We start from the raw sequence: 23,405 nt of genomic DNA on the forward strand, positions 1-23,405 counted from the left end.
AATATAAAGCACAAAAAAACCCACTTACATCGTTAAGCGGGTTTTAATTTTTTTAAAAAGCAAATATTATAAAGCTTTAACGTCTACTGCGTTTAATCCTTTTCTACCTTCTTTTAAGTCAAATTCAACTGCATCTCCTTCTCTAACTTCGTCAATTAATCCTGAGATGTGTACGAAATAATCTTGTTGTGTTTCGTCGTCAATAATAAATCCAAAACCTTTAGATTCATTAAAGAACTTTACTGTACCTTTTTTCACTGTGTAAAATATTATTTAATAAAGTACAAACATAGTATTTAAAAAATAAATCACACAATAAACTGCTTAATTTATTATTTAACAAATAACTGAAAGTCAATAAAAAAGCCTATCTATAATAGATAGGCTTTGATTTATTTTTTTAAGAAAATTATTTTAATTTCTTTTTTACTTCTACAATATGGTATGATTCAATAATATCTCCAACGGCAATATCGTTGTAGTTTTTAATCTGAACCCCACAATCATAACCTTTAGCAACTTCTTTAACATCGTCTTTAAAACGTTTTAATGTTGCTAACTCACCATCGTGAACTACAATACTATCTCTAATAATTCTAACTTTAGAATTTCTAGTAATCTTACCTTGAATAACCATACATCCTGCAATATTACCAACTTTAGAAATTTTGTAAACTTCTCTAATCTCTACGTTACCTAATAATTCTTCTTTAGTGTCTGGAGATAACATACCTTCCATCGCATCTTTAAGATCATTAATTGCATCGTAAATAATAGAATAAGTTCTGATATCAACTTCTTCTGTATCTGCTAATTGTCTTGCATTTCCTGCAGGCCTAACATTAAATCCTACAATAATTGCATCAGAAGCAGAAGCTAATAATACATCAGACTCCGTAATTGCACCAACACCTTTATGTAAAATATTTACTTGAATCTCTTCAGTAGATAATTTTTGGAAAGAATCTGTTAATGCTTCTACAGAACCATCCACATCTCCTTTTAAGATGATGTTTAACTCTTTAAAGTCTCCTAACGCAATACGACGACCAATTTCATCTAAAGTAAGAGTTTTTTGAGTTCTTACAGATTGCTCACGTTGTAATTGAGAACGCTTTGATGCTATTTGTTTAGCTTCTCTTTCGTCTTCAAAAACATTAAACTTATCTCCTGCTTGAGGTGCTCCGTCTAATCCTAAAATAGATACAGGCGTAGATGGTGGAGCTGCTTCAACGTTTTTACCACGTTCATCAAACATTGCTCTTACTTTACCAGAGTGTTTACCTGCTAAAATATAATCACCTATTTTTAAAGTACCTGCTTGAACCATAATGGTTGAAACATATCCTCTACCTTTATCTAATTGTGCTTCTACAACTGTACCAACTGCTGATTTATTTGGATTAGCTTTTAATTCTAAAATTTCAGATTCTAAAACTACTTTCTCTAATAAATCTTCAACACCTAATCCTGTTTTTGCAGAAATTTCTTGGCATTGGTATTTACCACCCCAATCTTCAACCAACATATCCATGCTAGCTAATTGTTGCTTAACATTATCTGGATTTGCAGTAGGTTTATCAATTTTGTTTAAAGCAAAAACAATAGGTACTCCTGCAGCTTGTGCATGGCTAATTGCTTCTTTTGTTTGCGGCATCACATCATCATCGGCAGCAATCACAATAATTACTAAATCCGTAACTTGAGCACCACGTGCACGCATTGCTGTAAAGGCCTCGTGACCTGGTGTATCTAAAAATGCAATTTTTTGTCCTGTATTAATCTTTACAGAATAAGCCCCAATATGTTGAGTAATTCCTCCAGATTCTCCAGCAATCACATTTGCATTACGAATATAATCTAGTAATGATGTTTTACCATGATCTACGTGTCCCATGATGGTTACAATAGGAGCTCTATCTTCTAAGTCTTCTTCATCATCTTCAGCTTCGGCAACAGCTTCTTCAACTTCTGCACCAACAAACTCAACATCATAATTAAACTCTTCTGCAACAATCTTAATTGTTTCAGCATCTAAACGTTGGTTCATTGTTACCATCATTCCTAACATCATACATGCTGAAATAATTTCGGTAACCTGAACATCCATCATCGTTGCAACTTCACTTACAGTAACAAACTCTGTTACTTTTAAGATTTTGCTGTCTGCTGCTTCTTGTGCTTGAGCATCATCAGCTTGTTGACGGTGTAAATCACGTTTTTCTCTACGGTGCTTAGCCCCTTTATTCTTTTTAGATTTTCCTTGAAGCCTTTCTAGGGTCTCACGTACTTGTCTTTGTACTTCTTCATCTGTAGGCTCTTCCTTGGTAACAGGAGCTGCAAATCTACCTCTCTGACCTGGTCCTCCTGGTCTTCTATTAGGTCCTCCTGCATTAGCTCTTTGTCCTGGTCCTCCTCCTGATCTATTTCCTTGACCTGGTCCTCCTGCACGATTGTTTGTGTTAGGAGTTCCTGGTTTTACAATTCTCTTACGTTTTTTCTTAGCATCGTTAGCAGCATTTGCAGCCGCCTTAGGATCTGGCTTCTTCTTTTTAGGTCTTTCAAATTGTTTTAAATCAATTGTTGTACCTGTAAGTCTTGGCCCTGTAAGTTTTTGATATTGAGTTTTAATAGCCTCTGGCTCTCCACCTTCCTCAGGATCATTACTTGCTGTAGGTGCTGCTGTAGTTTCCTCTTTAACTTCTGGTGCTTTTTCTTTAGCTACCGGCTTGCTAACTGAGGCAGAAGGCATTTCTTTTGAAACTTCAGGTTTTGGAGCTTCTGCTTTTGGCTTAGGCTCTTCCTTTTTTACTTCTTTTTCTACTTTAGGAGTCTCTTTAATTACTTCTGGAGCAGATTTAACTATTTTAAGTCCTCCTAATTTAGGAGCGCTAGCTTTAATTACTTCAGGCTCTTTTGGGGTTTCTACTGGTTTAACAGTTTCTTCTTTTGGAGCTTGAGCTTTTGGCTCTTCTTTTTGAACAGGAGCAGCTGGCTTAGGTTCTAAATCTATTTTACCAACAGTTTTTAACTCTAACTTTTCAGCTTTAGCCTTTAGAATTCTATTCTTTTCCTCCTCTTCTTTACGTTTTTTCTCTTCTTGAGCAATACGTAATTCTTCTTTTTCCTTTCTTTTCTCTTCTCCTACTTCTTTAGAATCAGCTTTCTTTTGGGCATCCGTTTGAAAACCGTCTAATAAGATTTGATATTCTTGATTAGAAATTTTTGTTGTAGGACGAGCCTCTATTTCTATCCCTTTGGATGAAAGATGCTCTACCGCCCTATCTAACGATATGTTTAATTCTCGTAAAACTTTGTTAAGCCTTAATGTTTTGCTTACAGACATATATAATTTTTACTGTTTTTTTGTTTAAGAAGATGTTTTGATTAAAAGGCTATTGACTACCCTATCTATCAAATTCTTCTTTTAAAATACGTTGAACCTCAATGATTGTTTCTTCTTCCAAATCGGTTCTGCTCACTAATTCAGCCACATCTTTGTCTATAACACTTTTTGCAGTATCTAAACCAATGCTTTTGAATTCGTCAATAATCCATGCTTCTATTTCGTCAGAAAACTCTGTTAACTCTACGTCTTCATCGTCTTCTACACCATCTCTTAACACGTCAATTTCGTAACCTGTTAATTGAGTAGCTAATCTAATATTTACACCATTTCTACCAATTGCTTTTGATACTTCTTCTGGACGTAAATAAACTTCAGCTTTCGCTTTTTTATCTCCTTCAGCCTCAAAGATATCCATTTTTACAACTTTAGCAGGACTTAATGCTCTAGAAATGTATAATTGAACATTTTTTGTGTAATTGATAACATCAATATTTTCGTTTCCTAACTCACGAACAATACCGTGAATTCTAGATCCTTTAATACCAACACATGCTCCAACAGGATCAATTCTATCATCATAAGAATCAACAGCAATTTTTGCTTTTTCACCAGGAATACGTGCTACACCTTCGATAGTAATTAAACCATCAAATACTTCAGGTATCTCTTGTTCAAATAATTTAGTTAAAAACTCTGGAGCAGTTCTAGACAAAATAATAACAGGTTTGTTACCTCTTAACTCTACTGTTTTAATAATACCTCTTACAGAATCTCCTTTTCTAAAAAAGTCTGAACGAATTTGCTCACTCTTAGGCAATACTAACTCGTTTCCTTCATCATCTAATAAAATAACAGCGTTATGTTTAATATGATGAACTTCTGCAGTATATAAATCTCCTTCTAACTCTTTAAACTTTTTATACAAGTTTGTACTATCGTGCTCGTATAATTTAGAAATTAAGTTTTGACGTAATGCTAAAATAGCTCTACGTCCTAATTGATGTAATTTAATTTCTTCAGAAACCTCTTCACCAACCTCAAAATCCGGTTCAATTTTTCTAGCTTCAGACAACTCAATTTCCTCATTATCGTCTTCAGACATTTCATCTTCAACTACAATTCGGTTTCTCCAAATTTCTAAATCCCCTTTATCTGGGTTTACGATAATATCAAAATTTTCATCAGAACCATACTTTCTTTTCAATGCAGCTCTAAAAACTTCTTCTAAAATAGACATTAACATTACACGGTCAATGTTCTTATCATCTTTAAATTCTGAAAATGAATTGATTAAATCTATATTCTCCATTTAAATATTTTAACTAAATAATATTTTTACTTTTGTTTCCTTTATCTCGGCATAAGTCAAAGTTGCTGATTTTTCTACAGTAACTTTTCCTTTACCAATTTCTTTAGGTTCTCTTGTTTTCCAGCTTAAAACAATATTCTCATCGGTTACTTTTTCAAGCACACCTTCAAACTTATCATTTTCAGTAGTCACAAGGATTGTTCTCCCTATATTTTTTACATATTGTCTTTGTAACACAATTGGCTTAGCAATATCTGGTGTTGCAACTTCAATACTAAAATCTTCTTCGTCTCTATCTAAGTTAGCTTCTACAGCTCTACTTACACGAATACATTCACTTAAAGGAACTCCTTTATCACCATCTATAATCACCGAAATTTTATTTTCAGCTCCTATAACTAAGTCAACTAAAAACAATTCAGCGTTTTCAACTAGTGCCTCCTTAATGTATTCTTCGACTTTATTTTTATCCATATATATCTATAAAAAGTGGGGCTAATTAGCCCCACTCATCAATTTCAATTATTTCCAACGCAAATATACGAGTTTTTTATTGATTCACAAGATTTTAATCTTAAAGACTATTCTTGTTCTTAACTCAACAAAGACAGGCTAAAAATACGCTTTAAATAAAAAAGTCTTAAACCAAAAGGATTAAGACTTTTTTGTTGTCCCACAAGGACTCGAACCTTGAACGACGGTACCAAAAACCGCTGTGTTACCATTACACCATGGGACAGTGCGTTAGCGGTTGCAAATATACAGCACATCTACAATTCTGCAAAACTTTTTTCAAAAAAAAATCACTTTTTTTTCCTCTCTTGAATCTTTCAGTTGAAAATCAACATTTTAATGTTTCATATTTTTTTTCTTCATCTTCTCAGTTGGAACATTTTTTGCTTAAAAGTACTTCAGCATTTATATTTATTTAAATTTGTGACTAAAATTTTAGTTTCTCATAAACAACATGGAAGAAAAAACTTATCAAAAATGGAACATCATCACTGGATGGGTTGTATTTGCAATTTCACTAATCACATACACACTTACTCTTGAACCTACTGTTAGCTTTTGGGATTGTGGAGAATATATTTCAACAGCTGTAAAACTAGAAGTAGGTCACCCACCAGGTGCTCCTTTATTCCAAATGCTTGGTGCCTTTTTTGCCATGTTTAGTTTTTCTGCTAGTAATGTAGCTTATATGGTTAACTTTATGTCTGGTCTAGCAAGTGCTTTTACCATATTGTTTATGTTTTGGTCCTTAACCAACCTAATTAAAAGAATTGCTATAAAAAACAATGTATTAGACCTAAACAAAACTATTGCTATTATTGGTAGTGCTGCAGTAGGTAGTTTAACTTATACTTTTTCTGATAGTTTTTGGTTTAGTGCTGTAGAGGCCGAAGTATATGCTATGTCTTCTTTTTTAATGGCCTTACTTTTCTGGTTAGGACTAAAATGGGAAAAATCTTTTGGACAACCTAGAAACAATAGATGGTTAATTTTAATATCTCTTATTATAGGTCTTTCTTTTGGAGTACACATTTTATCTTTATTAGTAATTCCATCATTAGTATTCCTATACCTAAATTATTATTACGAAAAATACACTGTAAAAACTTTTATCATTGCCAATGCTATTGCAATAGGAACCTTAGCTTTTATTTTTAAGTTTTTATTCCCTTATACCTTATTATTCTTTAGTGCTTCTGAATTGTTCTTTATCAACAATCTAGGATTGCCATTTAATACAGGAACTATTATCGCTGGTATTGTTATTATTATTGGTTTCTACTTTGGATTAAAACACACTCGTAAAAACAATATGTATTTAGGAAACACAGCTTTATTATCTATCATGTTTGTTATGATTGGTTTTTCTTGCTGGTTAATGCTTCCTATTAGAGCTAACGCCAATACCATTATTAACGAAAACAACCCTTCATCTGCTAGAGAACTTTTAGCTTACTACAATCGTGAACAATATGGTGATGCTAATATTTTTTACGATACCTATTATTCTGAAAAATACAATAGAGAACCTGCAACAGATGCCAATGGTGAAACCATCATGGAAGATGTAAAACCTAAGTACGAAAAAGACGAGAAAAGCGGGAAATACATTATTGTTAACGACTACAAAAACGCACAACAAAAAACCGGAGATCAACACAAAGGTTTTATTCCTAGAATGGTTGTTCCAGGTCTAGAGCAAAACTATAAAATGATTGCAGGTATTCCTAAAAACAGTAAAGAGAGACCAACCATGGCTCAAAACCTAAAATACATGGCCGAGTATCAATTTGGATACATGTACTTTAGATATTTGTTTTGGAATTTTGTTGGAAAACAAAACGACATTCAAGGAAACATGGATCCTTTAAACGGAAATTGGATCACTGGAATTAATGCCATAGATAGATTTTTTATAGGTCCGCAAACAAATCTTCCTAGCGATGTTATTAACAACAAAGGGAGAAATATTTATTTTGGTATTCCTTTTATACTAGGGATTATCGGACTAATATATCAATACAGCAAAGACAAAAGAAACTTTTACAACCTATTATTATTCTTTGCTTTTACAGGTTTTGCCATCATTTTTTACACCAACCCAAAACCTTTTGAACCAAGAGAAAGAGATTATGCCGTTGTAGGATCTTTTTACATTTTTGCCATGTGGGTAGGATTTGGTGTTTATGCTATTATTGATAAAATAAACGAATACAAAAATAACAAACTGGTTGCCATCTCTGTAACTTCAATCTGTTTGCTAATCTCACCTGTTTTGATGGCTTCAGAAAACTGGGATGACCATGATAGATCTAACAGATATACAGCTTATTTTAATGCAAAAGCTTATTTAGATTCTTGTGATGAAAATGCTATTTTATTTACCATTGGAGATAACGATACTTTCCCACTTTGGTACTTACAAGAAGTAGAAAAATACAGAACTGATATTAAAATCATCAACTCTAGTTTACTAGCTACTGATTGGTATATTGATCAAATGAAGCGTAAAGCTTATGAGTCTGACCCTATCCCATCACAATTAACACACAAGCAATACAGACACGGTAGTTTAGACGTAGCTTATCATATCGATCAAGTTGACGACCGTTGGAATATTGACGACTTTATGATGTGGATTAGCTCATCTGACAAGAGAACTTATATTGAAGTTACTGATGGAAAGTTTGAGAAATTCTACCCAACAAACAAATTAAGATTAACCGTTAACAAAGAAACTGTTTTAGCTAATGGTACTGTTAAAGCAAAAGATGCTGATAGTATTGTTGACTATATGGATATGGATGTTGATGATAGAGGACTTACAAAAAACAGAATTTTAATGTTAGATATTCTAGCCAACAACAACTGGAAACATCCTATTTATTTTACAGGAGGAGCCAATGCTGACGAAGAATATATTTGGTTAAAAGATTATTTACAACTAGATGGTATGGCTTATAAATTAGTCCCTATAAAAACCAAAAATGAATATGGTATTTTAGGAATGGGAAGAATTGATAGTGATGACTTATACGAAAAAGTAAAAGACTGGAATTTTGGACATCATGGAAAAGATTTTTATTTAGATGTAGAATCTAGAAAAAATTCAATTTCTTATAGAAACACTATTTCTAGACTAGTTGAAGCTCTAATTAACGAAGGAAAGTTTGATAAAGCTGAAGAAATACTAGATTTAAGCTTTAACAAGATGCCTATTGAAGAATACCAACAATACGGAGTATGCCTAGGTTTTCCTGAACAATATTATCTTATTAACAAACCAGAAAAAGCTCGTATTGCTGCAGATTTATTGATCAAAACTTTTCAAGAACATTTAACTTATTACAGTCAGTTTAACTCATATGACTTAAACTACTTATTCTCAGAAGTTGAAAACCAATTCAAAATGTATCAAACTGTAGCTGCGGATGTTAATAAATACGACAAAGACACTGACTATAAAGACATGGTTGAAAAATCATTCTTAGAACACATCAAATTGTTCGAAGAAATTTTCCAATAAAACCATGAGGTTATACCCTATAAAAACTGCTAAAATTTTCAAGTCCATTTTTAATCAATGGACTTGGAGTTTTAACACCAATAAAAAAGAAGTATACCTTACTTTTGATGATGGCCCTATCCCAAACATCACTCCTTGGGTTTTAAACCAATTAAAAAAACACAAAGCAAAAGCCACTTTTTTTTGTATAGGAGACAACATCAAAAAACACCCAGAAATACTAGAACAAATTATTCAAGAAAACCATAGAGTTGGAAACCATACTTTTAACCATCTAAAAGGCTGGAACACTAATACCGATGAATACATCAAAAACACCTTATTAGCAGAGCAATATCTTCCTACTCAGACTCAAAAACTATTTAGACCACCTTATGGAAAAATCAGTTTTTCACAGTCAAAAAAACTGCTATCATTAAACTATAAAATTATTATGTGGGATGTGTTAAGTGCTGATTTTGACAAGCATTTAACCGCTAAAGAATGTACTAAAAACGTACTATCAAAAATAGAAAATGGGAGCATCGTTGTTTTTCACGATAGCGAAAAAGCTTTCCCTAGACTTCAAGAAGCACTTCCTAAAATCTTAAGTGAATTAACTAAAAAGGGATATTCTTTTAAAGCAATTCCCTAAACATATTGTTGCACTAATGTAATCAATGTATTAGCATCTTGCTCTCCAGACTGTCTCCACTTCATCACTCCATTTTTATAGATTACATAAGTAGGATTTCCTTTGACTTTTAAAGCATTTGCTAAAATTTCATTTTTCTGAATATCAATTTTAATCACTTTAGCTTTATCACCTAAAGCCGCAACAACATCTTTTAAAACCACACCTGTTGGCTCTTCTTCCTCCTCACTCCATTGAGCGTAAAAATCGATTAAGACAGGAATTTCAACATTAATTAAATCACCAAACTTAGTCATATGTAAATGTTTAATAATTAACTTGTAAGCACAACAAATACTGCTACACAAACACAAATAACACTGCAATATAACTTTTTTACGAATTAAACAAAAAAAACAAAGTAAATTTTTCGCTTTACCACATCATTTCATCACTTTTTTACAACTTTTAAGCCCAATCATCTTTAAAAACCACATAACAAGCCAATCACTTTAAGACATTTTAATTACATTTACCAATCTTAATTTTTTATATATGGCCACACAAAAAAGATTGTTTTTACTAGATGCTTTTGCTTTGATTTTTAGAGGGTATTACGCTTTGATAAAAAACCCAAGGATTAACTCTAAAGGAATGGACACTTCTGCTATTCTAGGATTTACAAATTCTTTATTAGATGTCATCAAAAGAGAACAACCAGAATTATTAGCTGTTGCTTTTGATAAAGGTGGATCTGTAACAAGAACCGAATCTTTTGAAGCTTATAAGGCCAACAGACAAGAAACTCCAGAAGCTATTAAAATAGCAATTCCATATATTCATGAAATTTTGAAAGCCATGAATATTCCTATTATTGAAGTTGAAGGGTTTGAAGCTGATGATTTAATTGGAACTTTAGCCAAACAAGCAGAAAAACAAGGGTGCCAAGTATACATGGTTACTCCTGATAAGGATTACGCCCAGCTAGTATCTGAAAACATTTTTATGTACAGACCTGCTAGAATGGGGAACGGAATTGAAATTTGGGATATAGAAAAAGTAAAAGAAAAATTTGAGGTAGAAAGCCCCCTACAAGTTATTGATTACTTAGGGATGATGGGAGATGCTGTTGACAACATACCGGGTTTACCTGGTGTAGGTGACAAAACTGCCAAAAAATTTATAAAACAATACGGATCTATGGAAAACCTTTTAGCCAATACTCATGAGCTAAAAGGAAAAATGAAAGAAAAAATTGAAGCCAACAAAGAGTTAGGATTACTATCTAAAGAATTGGCTACTATTATATTGGATTGTCCTGTAGAGTATCACGAGGAAGATTTTACCATGTGCGCGCCTAATATTGAAGAAACTTCGAAGATTTTTCAAGAATTAGAATTTAGACGTATTGCCGATACTGTTAACAAAATTTTTGGAACAGAAACACCACAAACAACTACAGAAAAACAAGAAACCCCACAAACAAACAGCAACGAACCTCAATTAGATTTGTTTGGAAGTGCCGAGGCATCGCAAAACACAACTTCTTCTTTTGGATACAATACAATTAGCAATACAAAGCCCATTTATCAATATTTAAACACTGATATTGCTAGAAAACTATTTATTAGCAAACTTTTAAATCAACCAAAAGTTGCTTTTGAAATTGTGACCGAAAGAGAAAATTTTATCGATCAAATTATTGGGTTTAGTTTTTCATACGAAGCCAACACAGGGTATTATATTCCTGTAACAGAAAATACTGATAAAATCCTTACAGAATTAAAAGCTTTTTTTGAAAACGAGGCTATTGAAAAAATTGCTTATGATGTTAAAAGTAATATCAAGTTTTTAGCACAATACAATATTTCTCTACAAGGAAAAATTTTCGACATTAGTTTAGCTCATTATTTATTACATCCAGACATGAGACATCAACTTGATGTATTGTCTGAAACTTACTTAAAATACGAAGTTACTCATCAAGACAACGTAATTGGAAAAGGTAGAAATAAAATAAAATTAGCCGAGGTAGATTTAGCTATCACCACTCCATATTCTTGCGAACAATCTGATGTTTGTTTTCAACTAGAAAGTCTTTTTAGAAAAGAATTATCAGAAAATAATTTAGAAAAATTATATGATGAAATTGAATTGCCATTATTAAAAGTATTGGCTAAAATGGAATTGGCAGGAATCAACCTTGATGTTCCATATTTAAAAGAATTATCAGATGTCTTAACTACAGATATTGCTGTTTTAGAAAAAGAAATCTACTCATTAGCTGGCGAAGAATTTAATATTGCCTCTCCTAAACAATTGGGAATAGTTTTATTTGAAAATTTAAAACTAGTGGATAAGGCTAAAAAAACCAAAACCGGACAATACGCAACTGGTGAAGATATTTTAAGCAAATTGGCATCGGAACATGAAATTGCTGCCAAAATATTAGAATATCGTGGATTGGTAAAACTAAAAAACACTTATGTAGATGCTTTACCAAACGAAGTAAACCCAGTAACTAACAGAGTTCACACCACCTACAGCCAAGCAACTGCAGCTACAGGAAGATTGAGTTCTAACAATCCAAACCTACAAAACATTCCTATCAGAACAGAAAGAGGAAAACAAATTCGTAAAGCATTTGTTAAAAGGAATGATGATTATGTTTTGTTTGCTGCCGATTACTCTCAAATAGAATTAAGATTAATTGCAGAATTAAGTCAAGATCCAGAAATGTTAGCTTCTTTTCAAAAAGGAGATGATATTCACCGCTCAACAGCTGCCAAGGTTTTTGGCGTTTCAATTGATGAAGTTACAAGAGAGCAACGTAGTCACGCTAAAACAGTAAACTTTGGAATTATTTATGGAGTTTCTGCTTTTGGTTTAAGCCAACAAACCAATTTAAGCAGAAAAGAATCAAAAGAATTGATTGATACTTATTACGAAACTTATCCTACGCTTAAAAAATACATGGCAAGTCAGGTAGATTTTGCCAAAGAAAATGGATATGTAAAAACTTTGTTAGATAGACGTAGATACCTAAAAAACATCAACTCTGCCAACGCTATTGTTCGTTCTGCCGATGAAAGAAATGCTGTAAACGCTCCTATTCAAGGAACTGCTGCAGACATTATTAAAATCGCCATGATTAACATCCAAAAAACACTAGAACAAGGAAAGTACAAAACCCAAATGCTTTTACAAGTTCATGATGAATTGGTGTTTGATATGCACAAAGATGAAGTTGACACCTTAAAACCTTTAATTGTTTCTCTAATGGAAAACGCATACAAACTTAGCGTTCCTTTAGTAGTTGATACTGATATGGGTGACAATTGGTTAGATGCACATTAACCCACGAATTTTAAGACAAAAAACATGATCAATATTACTTCTTTGCTATTTCCTAAACGTTTTAGTTTATTAAAAAGTTTTAGCGCTTTATTTTTAATCGTTTCTTTTATAGTAAGAATCAGTCTATATATATGGTCTATACAAAGTATTGAGTTTTCTTTTGTTGATCTTATCAAAATCATAGGAATTGGATTCTTTTTTGACTTTGGTACCCTAGCCTATATTTTAGCTATCTACGGGTTGTATTGGTTTTTATTTCCTCGAAAATTTTACGGTAATTGGTTAGATAAAATACTGATAAACTTCACTTATTTTTTATTGGTCTTTGTTTTTGTTTTTGCTTTTTTAGGAGAGTTTACTTTTTGGGAAGAATTTGCAAGAAGATATAATTTCATCGCAGTAGATTATTTACTTTATACTTATGAAGTTATAGAAAATATTAACGAATCTTACCCGCTCCCTTTGTTAATTGGAATTATCATTCTACTAACTATAGGAGCTTTTTATGTAGCAAAAAAACAAGACGTTTTTGTTGAATGTTATAACAATGAGGATGGTTACCTTAGAAAAATTATCCCTTATGGTTTTTGGGTAATTGTTGCAGGAGTTTTTCACTTATATGTGCAAAACAATCAAGCTGAAATTTTTAGCAATAGATATCAAAACGAATTGGCTAAATCGGGAGTCTATTCTTTTTTTGCTGCTTATAATGCTAACGAATTGGATTATGATGAATTCTATAAAACACAATCCAAACAAAAATCTTTAGAAATTGTACAACAAAGTCTTTTAGACAATGGAGACAAAATACTTTCTGAAGACAATATTTTAAGAAGCATTCATAACACAGGAAAAGAACATAAACCAAACATAGTATTTATATGTATGGAAAGTATGAATGCTAATTTTATGGAAGCTTTTGGAAATCAAGAATTACTTACTCCATTTTTAGACAGCCTTGCACACAAAAGCGTTTTTTACACCAACCTTCAGGCCACTGGAACAAGAACTATCCGTGGAATGGAAGCCTTAACACTAGCTATTCCCCCTACTCCAGGGAGAAGTATTGTAAAAAGACCTAATAATAATAACTTATTTACTGTTGGAGAAATTTTAAAAGAAAAAGGATATAGTAGAACTTTTTTCTACGGAGGTGATGGACATTTTGATAACATGAATGGTTATTTTGGAAACAATGGTTTTGATATTGTAGACAATCCTAAAGAAAACAATTCTTCTAACGAATTCCCTACACAAAGAATTCCTTTTACCGAAGAAGAAGTAACTTTTGAAAATGCCTGGGGAGCCTGTGATGGGGATATCTACAACAAGGCTATTAAGCAAATTAATATTCAGCACAAAAGTAAAAAGCCATTCTTTAACTTTATCATGACCAATACCAATCATAGACCTTATTCATTTCCCGAAGGTTATATTAACGACAAACCAGGAAATAGAATCTCTGCATTACGATATTCCGACTGGGCTATGAAACGTTTTTTTACCGATGCAAAAAAACAACCTTGGTTTAAAAACACTGTATTTGTAATTATTTCTGATCACTGTGCATATAGTGCAGGTAGAACCGAATTAGATGTCTCTAGCTATCATATTCCTGCGCTAATTTATAATCTACCCAACACAAAGCCACACGAGGTAAACAAACTATGCTCACAAATAGATTTACTCCCTACATTATTTGGATGGCTAAATTGGTCTTATGAAAGTAAGATATTTGGAAAAGACATTACAAAAATGAAACCTGAAGATGAAAGAGCTTTTATTGCTAATCACAGAAAATTAGGTTATAGAAAAGATAATAAAGTTGTAATTCTTAACGAATTAAAAGGAAGTAAAACTTACGAATGGAACGCTGAAGAAAACACTTTAACCAAAACAGAAAGTGATGAAACTTTAGAAAAAGAAACCATTGCAAACTACCAAACCGCCTACGAATTGTTTAAAAACAACAAACTTAAAATTAAAGAAATACACTAGTGATTAGTTTTCAGAAAATTAGACTTTTATTTTTTGAAAAATTCTCATAAAAAAAAGATTGTTATCTAAACAAATAATTCTATTTTTGCAGTCCCTTGGAGAATCCAAGAAGAATTATTGTTTAATTATTACAAAAACTAGTGTAAATGAACACATTAAGTTACAAAACAGTATCGGCTAACAAAGCTACTGTAGACAAGCAGTGGGTTTTGGTTGATGCGGACGGACAAACATTGGGTCGTTTAGCTTCTATCGTTGCAAAACTAATTAGAGGTAAGTACAAGCCTAGCTACACTCCACACGTGGATTGTGGTGACAACGTTGTTATTATCAACGCTGAAAAAATCAATTTAACTGGAAAAAAATGGTCTGACAAATCTTACATTCGTCACACAGGATATCCAGGAGGTCAAAGAAGTTTAACTGCTACAGAAATGTTCGAGAAAGATCCTACAAGATTAATCGAGAAAGCAGTAAAAGGAATGTTACCTAAAAACACTTTAGGAAGCGCTCTTTACAGAAACTTATATGTTTATGCTGGTACAGAGCATGCTCAAGAGGCTCAAAAACCAACAGCTATTAACTTAAACGACCTATTATAATCATGGAAACTGTTCACAAGATTGGTAGAAGAAAAACTGCCGTAGCAAGAGTTTATGTTTCAGAAGGAAAAGGAAACATGACTATTAATGGTAAAGACTTACCTGCTTACTTTACTACTGGAACTTTACAGTACAAAGCTAAACAAGCTTTATTATTAACTGATAACTTAGAATCTTTCGATATTACAGTAAATGTATACGGAGGTGGTGTAACAGGACAAGCAGAAGCTATCCGTTTAGCTATTTCTAGAGCTTTATGTGAAATTGATGCTGAAAACAGATCTATCTTAAAACCAGAAGGATTATTAACTCGTGACCCTAGAATGGTTGAGCGTAAGAAATTTGGTCAAAAGAAAGCAAGAAAGAAGTTCCAATTCTCAAAGCGTTAATATTATTGAAGTTTATAAGGTTAAAAAGTTTAAACTTTATCAAATATCGTTACCACTTTTTAACCTTAAACTTTACAAATTAAAAAATAAAATTAATCGATTGTTTAGCAAAAATAGTAGAGACTTCTACACAGAACTACTCCACTATTGCTAACATCTAAACAATAACCCATATTATGGCAAATATTCAAGAATTATTAGAAGCTGGTGTACACTTTGGACACTTAACAAGAAAGTGGAATCCAAGTATGGCTCCTTACATCTACACAGAACGTAACGGAGTACACATCATTGACTTATACAAAACTTCAGCTAAAATTGACGATGCATCTGCTGCATTAGAAAAAATTGCTGCTTCAGGAAGAAAAATCTTATTTGTTGCAACAAAAAAACAAGCTAAAGATATCGTTGCTGAAAAAGCTGCTGCTGTAAACATGCCTTACATTACTGAAAGATGGCCTGGAGGAATGTTAACAAACTTTGTTACTATTCGTAAAGCAGTTAAAAAAATGTCTTTAATCGACAGAATGAAGACTGATGGTTCTTTTGATGCATTATCAAAAAGAGAAAAGTTACAAATCGAGCGTCAACGTGCTAAATTAGAAAAGAACTTAGGTTCTATCTCTGATATGACTCGTTTACCAGGAGCTTTATTTGTAATTGATGTTAAAAAAGAACACATTGCTGTTGCTGAAGCTAAGAAATTAAACATTCCTGTTTTCGCAATGGTGGATACTAACTCTGATCCAAGTGATATAGATTTCGTAATCCCATCTAACGATGATGCGTCTAAATCAATCGACAAAATCTTAACCTTAACTACTGAAGCTATTGCTCAAGGATTAAGCGAAAGAAAAGCTGGTAAAGATGCTCCTGCTGCTGCAGAAGCTCCAGCTGTTGAAGAAGAAGCAAAATAATCATATAAATTTAACATGTAACGGTACAAAACTTTTTTAATTTTGTACCGTTCATTTTTATAAAAACTTTAAAACACAATACTATGGCAGATATTAAGGCAGCTGACGTGATGAAATTAAGAAAATCATCAGGAGCTGGAATGATGGACTGTAAAAAAGCTTTAATAGAAGCTGAAGGAGATTTTGACAAAGCAGTAGATGTATTACGTAAGAGAGGTCAAAAAATGGCTGCAAAAAGAGCTGACCGTGAGTCTAGCGAAGGTGCTGCTATCTCTGTTGTTAATGCAGACAAAACCGCTGGAGTTTCTATCGTATTAGGATGTGAAACTGATTTTGTTGGAAAGAATGAAGATTTTGTTGCTTTAGCTAAAGAATTGGCTGCACACGCATTAAACTTCAGTACAAAAGAAGAGTTTTTAGCTTCTGATTTTGGAGGAGTTTCTGTAGCTGAAAAATTAGTTGAGCAAACAGGAGTTGTTGGTGAAAAATTAGAAATTAACGATTTTGCAAGAGTTGAGGCTCCTTACGTTGGTTCTTATATTCACGTTGGAAACAAAATTGCTTCTTTAGTTGGTTTATCTCAAGCTATCGAAGGTGCAGATGCTTTGTCTAGAGACGTAGCTATGCAAGTTGCTTCTATGGGAGCTACAACTTTGTCTTACAAAGATTTTGATCCTGCATATGTAGCTGCTGAAACTGAAGCTAGAATTGCTGCTATTGAAAAAGACAATATTGAATTAGGAAGATTAGGAAAAACGTTAAAGAACGTTCCTCAATTTATTTCTAAATCTCAATTAACTGACGAAGTTATGGCTAAAGCTGAAGAAGCTGCTAAAGCTGAGTTAACTGCAGAAGGAAAACCAGAAAAAATCTGGGATAGAATCTTACCAGGTAAAATGGAAAGATTTGTTTCTGATAACACAACTTTAGATCAAGAGCAATGTCTATTAGATCAAAACTTCATTAAAGATGAAAAGAAAACTGTTGCTGAATATGTAGCTGCTTCTAATGTAGAAGTTGTTGCTTTCTCAAGAGTTACTTTAGGATAATTTATTTCCTTCATATAAAATTTAAAACCTCTCATTTTTATGAGAGGTTTTTTTATGCAATTAAATCAATAAACCAACACATCAATCTGTAAATATTCATCTAAAATTTTATATTTGCACTACCTAAATAACAATCATGCAATACAAAAGAATACTATTAAAATTAAGTGGTGAAGCTTTAATGGGAGACAATCAATATGGTATTGACCCTAAAAGATTAGCAGAATATGCTCAAGAAATTAAAGCTGCAGTTGAAACAGGATTAGAAATTGCAATTGTGATAGGTGGAGGAAATATCTTTAGAGGTGTTTCTGGTGCTGCTCAAGGTATGGATCGTGTACAAGGAGATTATATGGGAATGTTAGCTACTTGTATTAACGGAATGGCTCTACAAAGTGCTATTGAAGCTACAGGAGTAAAAACTAGATTACTTACTGCAATTAAAATGGAAGAAATAGCAGAACCTTTTATTAAAAGAAGAGCTGTTAGACATTTAGAAAAAGGAAGAGTAGTTATTTTTGGAGCAGGTACAGGAAACCCATACTTTACAACTGATACCGCTTCTGTATTAAGAGCAATTGAAATACAAGCAGATGTTATTTTAAAAGGAACTCGTGTAGATGGTATTTATACTGCAGACCCAGAAAAAGATAGTACTGCTACAAAATTTGATACTATTTCTTATAGAGATGTATTAGATAAAGGTTTAAAAGTAATGGACTCTACAGCATTTACTTTAAGTGAAGAAAATAGTCTTCCTATCTTAGTTTTTGATATGAATACTAAAGGAAATCTTCAGAAATTAATTACAGGAGAAAAAATTGGTACAATAGTTACAGATAAATAATATATAAGATGAACGAAGAAGTTACATTTATTATTGACAGTGCTAAAGAGGGAATGGAAGCTGCCATTGCTCACTTAGTAAAAGAATTCGGAAATATTAGAGCAGGTAAAGCTGCCCCTGCCATGTTAGGTAGTGTAATGGTAAATTACTATGGTTCTCAAACACCATTAAGCCAAGTTGCAAACGTAAGTACTCCAGACGCACAAACTATTACTGTTCAGCCATGGGAAAAGAACATGATTCCTGAAATTGAAAAAGGAATTATTGTTGCTAACTTAGGATTTAATCCTATGAATAATGGAGAACACATTATTATTAGTGTACCTGCATTAACAGAAGAAAGACGTAAAGAATTATCTAAGCAAGCTAAAGCTGAAGCTGAGCATGCTAAAATTAGTGTTCGTAACATTCGTAGAGATGCTAATAATGATATAAAAAAATTAGAAGTTTCTGATGACGAAAAAAAAGTTGCAGAAGATCAAATTCAAACTTTAACAGATGCTTATATCAAAAAAATTGATGAAGTATATGCTGTTAAAGACGCCGAAATCATGAAAGTATAAGTATACTTTCTCGCCTAAAAACATAGAGCCATCTAATAAAGTACACTGTTACCTAATTAGATGGTTTTTTTATATAATTTTACAACCCTCATATAATTCTTTACTTTTATGAAATTTTGGAATACTGTTGCAAGAACCATTCTTACCCATAGAGTAGCTACAATTATCATAATAGCCGTTATTACAGGGCTATTGGCATTACAATTTAAGAATGTACAGTTTTCTTATACAGAGGCAAATCTACTTCCTGAGGACAATCCTGTAAATATAGAATATGATAAATTCTTAAACATTTTTGGAGAAGAAGGAAACATTATTGTATTAGCCGTTAAAGACAGTACTCTTTTTACTGATGTAAATAAATTTAATAATTGGATTGCATTAGCAGATAAAATATCATCATATAAAAAAGAAATAGAAGGCGTAATTTCTTTTAGCAATATTAAAGAATTAAAGAAAAATGTAGACGAACAAAAGTTTGAACTCACTTCTATTCTTACAAAGAAAAAATACAATCAACAAGAAATAGATAGCATCAGCAATCATATTTTTAACGATTTACCTTTTTATGATCACATCTTGTTTAATAAAGAAACAGGAACCGTACAAACCATTGTTTATGTAGATAAGCAAATTGTAAATACCAAAATTCGATCAGATTTTATTAAAGACACCTTTAATCCGCTGATTAAACAATTTGATGAGGACAACAACTTACAAGTAAGAGTTTCTGGAATGCCTTACGTACGTAGTATGAATGCTGCTAGTGTAAAATCAGAAATGGGAATGTTTGTGTTACTTGGTTTAGGTGTAACAGGTTTGATATTCTTTTTGTTTTTTAGATCCCTTAGAGCAACAGCCATCACCTTATCTGTAGTAATTATTGGCGTACTTTGGTCTTTTGGTTTTATAGGATTATTAGGTTATCAAATTTCTATTCTAACAGCATTAATTCCACCATTAATTATTGTAATTGGAGTTCCTAATGCCATCTTTTTAATTCATAAATATCAACAAGAAGTTTATAAACACGGAAACAAAGCAAAATCTTTACAACGTGTTATTACCAAAGTTGGTAATGCTACCTTGATGACCAACCTAACCACTTCGGCTGGTTTTGCTACGTTTATTTTTACCAAAAGTAAAATACTTAAGGAATTTGGTGTAATTGCCTCAATTAACATTATGGGTATCTTTTTAATATCCCTTTGCTTAATTCCTATTCTATATAGTTTTATGCCTTTACCAAAGCCTAAGCATTTAAAACATTTAGAAAAAAAGTGGGCTGATTCTATTGTAAAAGGGATGACTAGAATTATTAGAAACAAAAAACCTTTTGTATATATCATCTCTTCTATTTTATTGGTTGTAGCAATTATTGGAGCTTTTCAAATAAAAGTTTCTGGAAGTTTGATTGAAGATATGTCTAAAAAAACTCAGTTTTACAAAGACATTGTTTTCTTTGAAAAAGAATTTGGAGGAATTTTACCGCTTGAAATTTTAGTTGATACTAAAAAAGAAAAAGGGGTGATGAATTTAACCACATTAAAAAGAATTGATAAACTAGAATCCGAAATTCTTAAAATTCCTGAATTCTCAAAACCTATGTCTATCAACAATTTGGTAAAATTTACCAAACAGGCTTTTTACAATGGGAATCCTGATTTTTATAAACTACCTACTTCACAAGAGAAAAACTTTATTTTAAGCTATGCTCAAAACTCTGGAGGAGACACAAATGCATTGGCTAGTATGGTTGATAAAACAGGACGCTATGCTCGTATCACTACTTTTATGAAAGATATTGGTACAGAAAGAATGGAACAAATTCAAGAAGAATTACAGGTAATTATAGATAAGAACTTTCCTAAAGAGCGTTACCATGTAACAATGACCGGAAAAGCATTGGTTTTTGTAAAAGGAACCAATTACTTAATCCACAATTTGATTATTTCTTTAGGTTTAGCCATTTTATTAATTGCACTTTTTATTGGAGGATTATTTAAAAATTCTAAAATGATTTTAATCTCCTTAATACCAAACTTATTTCCTTTGGTATTAACTGCTGGATTAATGGGCTATTTAGGAATTCCTTTAAAGCCATCAACTATTTTGGTTTTTAGTATCGCTTTTGGTATATCTGTAGACGATACCATACACTTTTTAGCCAAGTACAGACAAGAACTTATTGCAAGTAAGGGAAAGGTTAGGAAATCTGTATACAAAGCCATTAGAGAGTCTGGAATTAGTATGTTCTACACTTCTATTGTACTCTTTTTTGGATTTTTAGTGTTTATCATCTCAAGTTTTGGAGGAACAAAAGCATTAGGAGGTTTGGTTTCTATCACCCTTTTATTTGCTATGATTTCTAACTTAGTTGTATTACCTGCTTTATTGTTAACTTTTGAAAAAACAATCAATAAAAAGAGTAAAAAATCTAAAAAGAAAGAAGACTAAAATATTAATCTTTTTATACAAAATCCCTGAGTTAAATTTAACTCAGGGATTTTTTATACACATAGTACAACTTAGTTTAAACACTAAATTCTTTAAGTTTAGAACGCTTATCAACCTTTATAAACTTAATAAAGGTAGCTATAAAGCTTTATACTCTTAATTTTTATAGACTCACTTACGGATACTTATCCCCCTAAAAAAAAGAAGGTTCACAAATGTGAACCTCTTTTTTAAATTTTATGAGCAATGCTGAATTTACTCTGCTTCGTATAATCCTTTTTTAAACTTCTCTGGATCTTCTACCAAGTGATATCTTGGATCATCAATATCATCAACAATCATCTTATCAAATTTAGGATCAGCAGTTTTTAACAACACTTTACAATCTTTACTCAAGTGTCTTAACTTAATTTCTTTTCCGTTCTCCTCATATTTCTGAACAATATTTTTAACTGCTTCTAAACCTGAATGATCGCTAATACGAGATTCTATAAAATCAATCTCTACATATTGTGGATCGTTTTTAGGATCAAACTTTTCGTTAAATACATTTACAGAACCAAAAAATAAAGGTCCCCAAATTTCATATGTTAAAGTTCCATCTTTCATTCTTTTTCTAGCACGAATTCTAATGGCATTTTCCCAAGCAAAAACCAAAGCAGAAATAATTACTCCTGCAAAAACAGCAATCGCCAAATCAAAAACAACAGTAATTGCAGATACAGCTACCAATACAAAAGCATCGGCTTTTGGTATTTTTCTTAAAATTCTAATACTAGACCAAGCAAAAGTTTCTATCACCATTACAAACATCACCCCTACTAAAGCGGCAATAGGAACTTGTTCTATGTATTTATCTGCAAATAAAATAAAAGACAATAAGGTTAAAGCCATCATCACTCCAGACAAACGTCCACGCCCTTTTGCATTTACATTAATTACGGTTTGACCAATCATTCCACAACCACCAGTTCCTCCAAAAAGTCCACTAGTAATGTTTCCAACTCCTTGCGCAATACATTCACGATTTCCATCACCTCTAGTATCTGTTAATTCATCAACCAAATTCATCGTCATTAAAGACTCTATTAGCCCAACAGATGCTGCTAAAAAGGCAAATGGTAAAATAAATGTAAGTGTATCTAAATTAAAAGGTAAGTTTTGCCACAACTCCATATTTGGCGTTGGAAACTCTCCTTTTAAACCTGCTCCCCCACCTTCTCTAATATAAGAACCTACGGTAGAAACATCTAATCCTGAAACAACAACAATAATGGTTACCACTAAAATAGCTGTTAATGAAGCTGGTAATTTTTTGGTAACCTTAGGTAATAAAAAGATAATTGCCATGGTTAAACCAACCAAAGCCATCATAATATATAATTCGGTTCCAGACATAAATTCTGAAATATAATTCTTTACACCATCGGCAGAAATTTCTAGTGTTTTATGAGTAAACATTTTTACTTGAGCCCAAAAAATAACAATGGCCAATCCGTTTACAAAACCAAGCATTACTGGGTATGGAATTAAACGTACAAAACGTCCAAGTTTAAAAACACCAGCAAAAATTTGAAAAACTCCCATAAGAATAACAGCAGCCAACAGATAAAAATATCCCATATTATCTACAGGGCTATCAAACAACATTCCTTTGGTATGTCCTTCTTGTATCATGTGTACAAAAATAACTGCTACTGCTCCAGCAGCTCCAGAAATTAATCCTGGTCTACCTCCAAAAACGGCTGTAATTAAACCTATTATAAAAGCTCCAGACAAAGCTACTAAAGGATCTATTTGAGCTACGAATGCAAAAGCTACAACTTCTGGAATCATAGCTAAAGAAACCGTCATCCCTGCTAAGATGTCGTTCTTAGGGTTTGTTGTAAATTGTTTTAAATATTTAGTCATAGTAT

At 32.3% G+C, this 23,405-nt stretch carries 17 protein-coding genes and 1 tRNA gene; 11 read left to right on the forward strand and 7 right to left on the reverse strand.

Annotated features, from left to right (window positions below; genetic code table 11):
* Positions 1 to 66: 66 nt before the first annotated feature.
* The 5 genes from AXE80_RS09005 to AXE80_RS09025 form a co-directional block, all read right to left on the reverse strand.
* A complete protein-coding gene (locus AXE80_RS09005; protein ID WP_068826481.1) occupies positions 67 to 258 on the reverse strand; it encodes a cold-shock protein in 192 nt (63 codons plus the stop codon).
* 151 nt (positions 259 to 409) lie between these two features.
* A complete protein-coding gene (infB, locus tag AXE80_RS09010; RefSeq protein ID WP_068826483.1) occupies positions 410 to 3,346 on the reverse strand; it encodes a translation initiation factor IF-2 in 2,937 nt (978 codons plus the stop codon).
* Positions 3,347 to 3,407: 61 nt separating this feature from the next.
* Positions 3,408 to 4,658 (reverse strand): transcription termination factor NusA, encoded by a 1,251-nt coding sequence (gene nusA / locus AXE80_RS09015; RefSeq protein ID WP_068826485.1) that lies wholly within the window; start codon positions 4,656 to 4,658, stop codon positions 3,408 to 3,410.
* Between the two features lie 9 nt (positions 4,659 to 4,667).
* Positions 4,668 to 5,132, reverse strand: coding sequence for a ribosome assembly cofactor RimP (gene rimP, locus AXE80_RS09020; protein ID WP_068826487.1), 465 nt, complete (start codon positions 5,130 to 5,132; stop codon positions 4,668 to 4,670).
* A 194-nt stretch (positions 5,133 to 5,326) separates the two neighbouring features.
* A tRNA-Gln gene (locus AXE80_RS09025) sits at positions 5,327 to 5,397 on the reverse strand.
* 228 nt (positions 5,398 to 5,625) lie between these two features.
* Between AXE80_RS09025 and AXE80_RS09030 the strand changes: the two genes are divergently transcribed.
* On the forward strand, positions 5,626 to 8,697 hold the full coding sequence (locus AXE80_RS09030) for a glycosyltransferase family 117 protein (RefSeq protein WP_068826489.1): 3,072 nt from the start codon (positions 5,626 to 5,628) through the stop codon (positions 8,695 to 8,697).
* A gap of 4 nt (positions 8,698 to 8,701) precedes the next feature.
* Positions 8,702 to 9,331: a polysaccharide deacetylase family protein gene (locus AXE80_RS09035; RefSeq protein ID WP_068826491.1), complete on the forward strand. Its 630-nt coding sequence runs from the start codon at positions 8,702 to 8,704 to the stop codon at positions 9,329 to 9,331.
* On the opposite strand, the gene AXE80_RS09040 is transcribed toward AXE80_RS09035, so the two are convergent.
* Positions 9,328 to 9,627 carry a thioredoxin family protein gene (locus AXE80_RS09040; RefSeq protein WP_068826493.1) on the reverse strand — a complete coding sequence of 100 codons (300 nt, stop codon included), beginning with the start codon at positions 9,625 to 9,627 and terminating at the stop codon, positions 9,328 to 9,330. The genes AXE80_RS09035 and AXE80_RS09040 overlap by 4 nt on opposite strands.
* 238 nt (positions 9,628 to 9,865) lie before the next feature.
* On the opposite strand from AXE80_RS09040, the gene polA reads away from it, so the two are divergent.
* The 9 genes from polA to AXE80_RS09085 all read left to right on the forward strand — a co-directional run bounded on the left by polA (position 9,866) and on the right by AXE80_RS09085 (position 21,489).
* Complete coding sequence (gene polA / locus AXE80_RS09045; RefSeq protein WP_068826495.1) at positions 9,866 to 12,667, forward strand: DNA polymerase I; 2,802 nt, start codon at positions 9,866 to 9,868, stop codon at positions 12,665 to 12,667.
* Between the two features lie 24 nt (positions 12,668 to 12,691).
* Positions 12,692 to 14,665, forward strand: coding sequence for an LTA synthase family protein (locus AXE80_RS09050; protein ID WP_068826497.1), 1,974 nt, complete (start codon positions 12,692 to 12,694; stop codon positions 14,663 to 14,665).
* Between the two features lie 146 nt (positions 14,666 to 14,811).
* Positions 14,812 to 15,267: a 50S ribosomal protein L13 gene (gene rplM, locus AXE80_RS09055; protein WP_068826499.1), complete on the forward strand. Its 456-nt coding sequence runs from the start codon at positions 14,812 to 14,814 to the stop codon at positions 15,265 to 15,267.
* 2 nt (positions 15,268 to 15,269) lie between these two features.
* Positions 15,270 to 15,656, forward strand: a complete 387-nt coding sequence (rpsI, locus tag AXE80_RS09060; RefSeq protein ID WP_068826501.1) for a 30S ribosomal protein S9 — start codon at positions 15,270 to 15,272, stop codon at positions 15,654 to 15,656.
* A gap of 176 nt (positions 15,657 to 15,832) precedes the next feature.
* Entirely contained in the window at positions 15,833 to 16,573 is a 741-nt protein-coding gene (gene rpsB, locus AXE80_RS09065) for a 30S ribosomal protein S2 (RefSeq protein WP_068826503.1), read from the forward strand.
* Between the two features lie 83 nt (positions 16,574 to 16,656).
* A complete protein-coding gene (gene tsf, locus AXE80_RS09070) occupies positions 16,657 to 17,622 on the forward strand; it encodes a translation elongation factor Ts (RefSeq protein ID WP_068826505.1) in 966 nt (321 codons plus the stop codon).
* Between the two features lie 136 nt (positions 17,623 to 17,758).
* Positions 17,759 to 18,469 (forward strand): UMP kinase, encoded by a 711-nt coding sequence (gene pyrH / locus AXE80_RS09075; protein ID WP_068826507.1) that lies wholly within the window; start codon positions 17,759 to 17,761, stop codon positions 18,467 to 18,469.
* An 8-nt stretch (positions 18,470 to 18,477) separates the two neighbouring features.
* Positions 18,478 to 19,032 (forward strand): ribosome recycling factor, encoded by a 555-nt coding sequence (gene frr, locus AXE80_RS09080; RefSeq protein WP_068826509.1) that lies wholly within the window; start codon positions 18,478 to 18,480, stop codon positions 19,030 to 19,032.
* A 108-nt stretch (positions 19,033 to 19,140) separates the two neighbouring features.
* A complete protein-coding gene (locus AXE80_RS09085; protein ID WP_068826511.1) occupies positions 19,141 to 21,489 on the forward strand; it encodes an efflux RND transporter permease subunit in 2,349 nt (782 codons plus the stop codon).
* Between the two features lie 255 nt (positions 21,490 to 21,744).
* Here AXE80_RS09085 and AXE80_RS09090 read toward each other — a convergent pair whose 3' ends face one another.
* The gene (locus AXE80_RS09090) at positions 21,745 to 23,400 is read right to left on the reverse strand and encodes a SulP family inorganic anion transporter (protein WP_068826513.1); all 1,656 of its coding nucleotides are present in this window, start codon (positions 23,398 to 23,400) and stop codon (positions 21,745 to 21,747) included.
* Positions 23,401 to 23,405 lie beyond the last annotated feature (5 nt).

Origin of the sequence: Wenyingzhuangia fucanilytica, assembly GCF_001697185.1 — a bacterium.
Lineage (GTDB): Bacteria > Bacteroidota > Bacteroidia > Flavobacteriales > Flavobacteriaceae > Wenyingzhuangia > Wenyingzhuangia fucanilytica.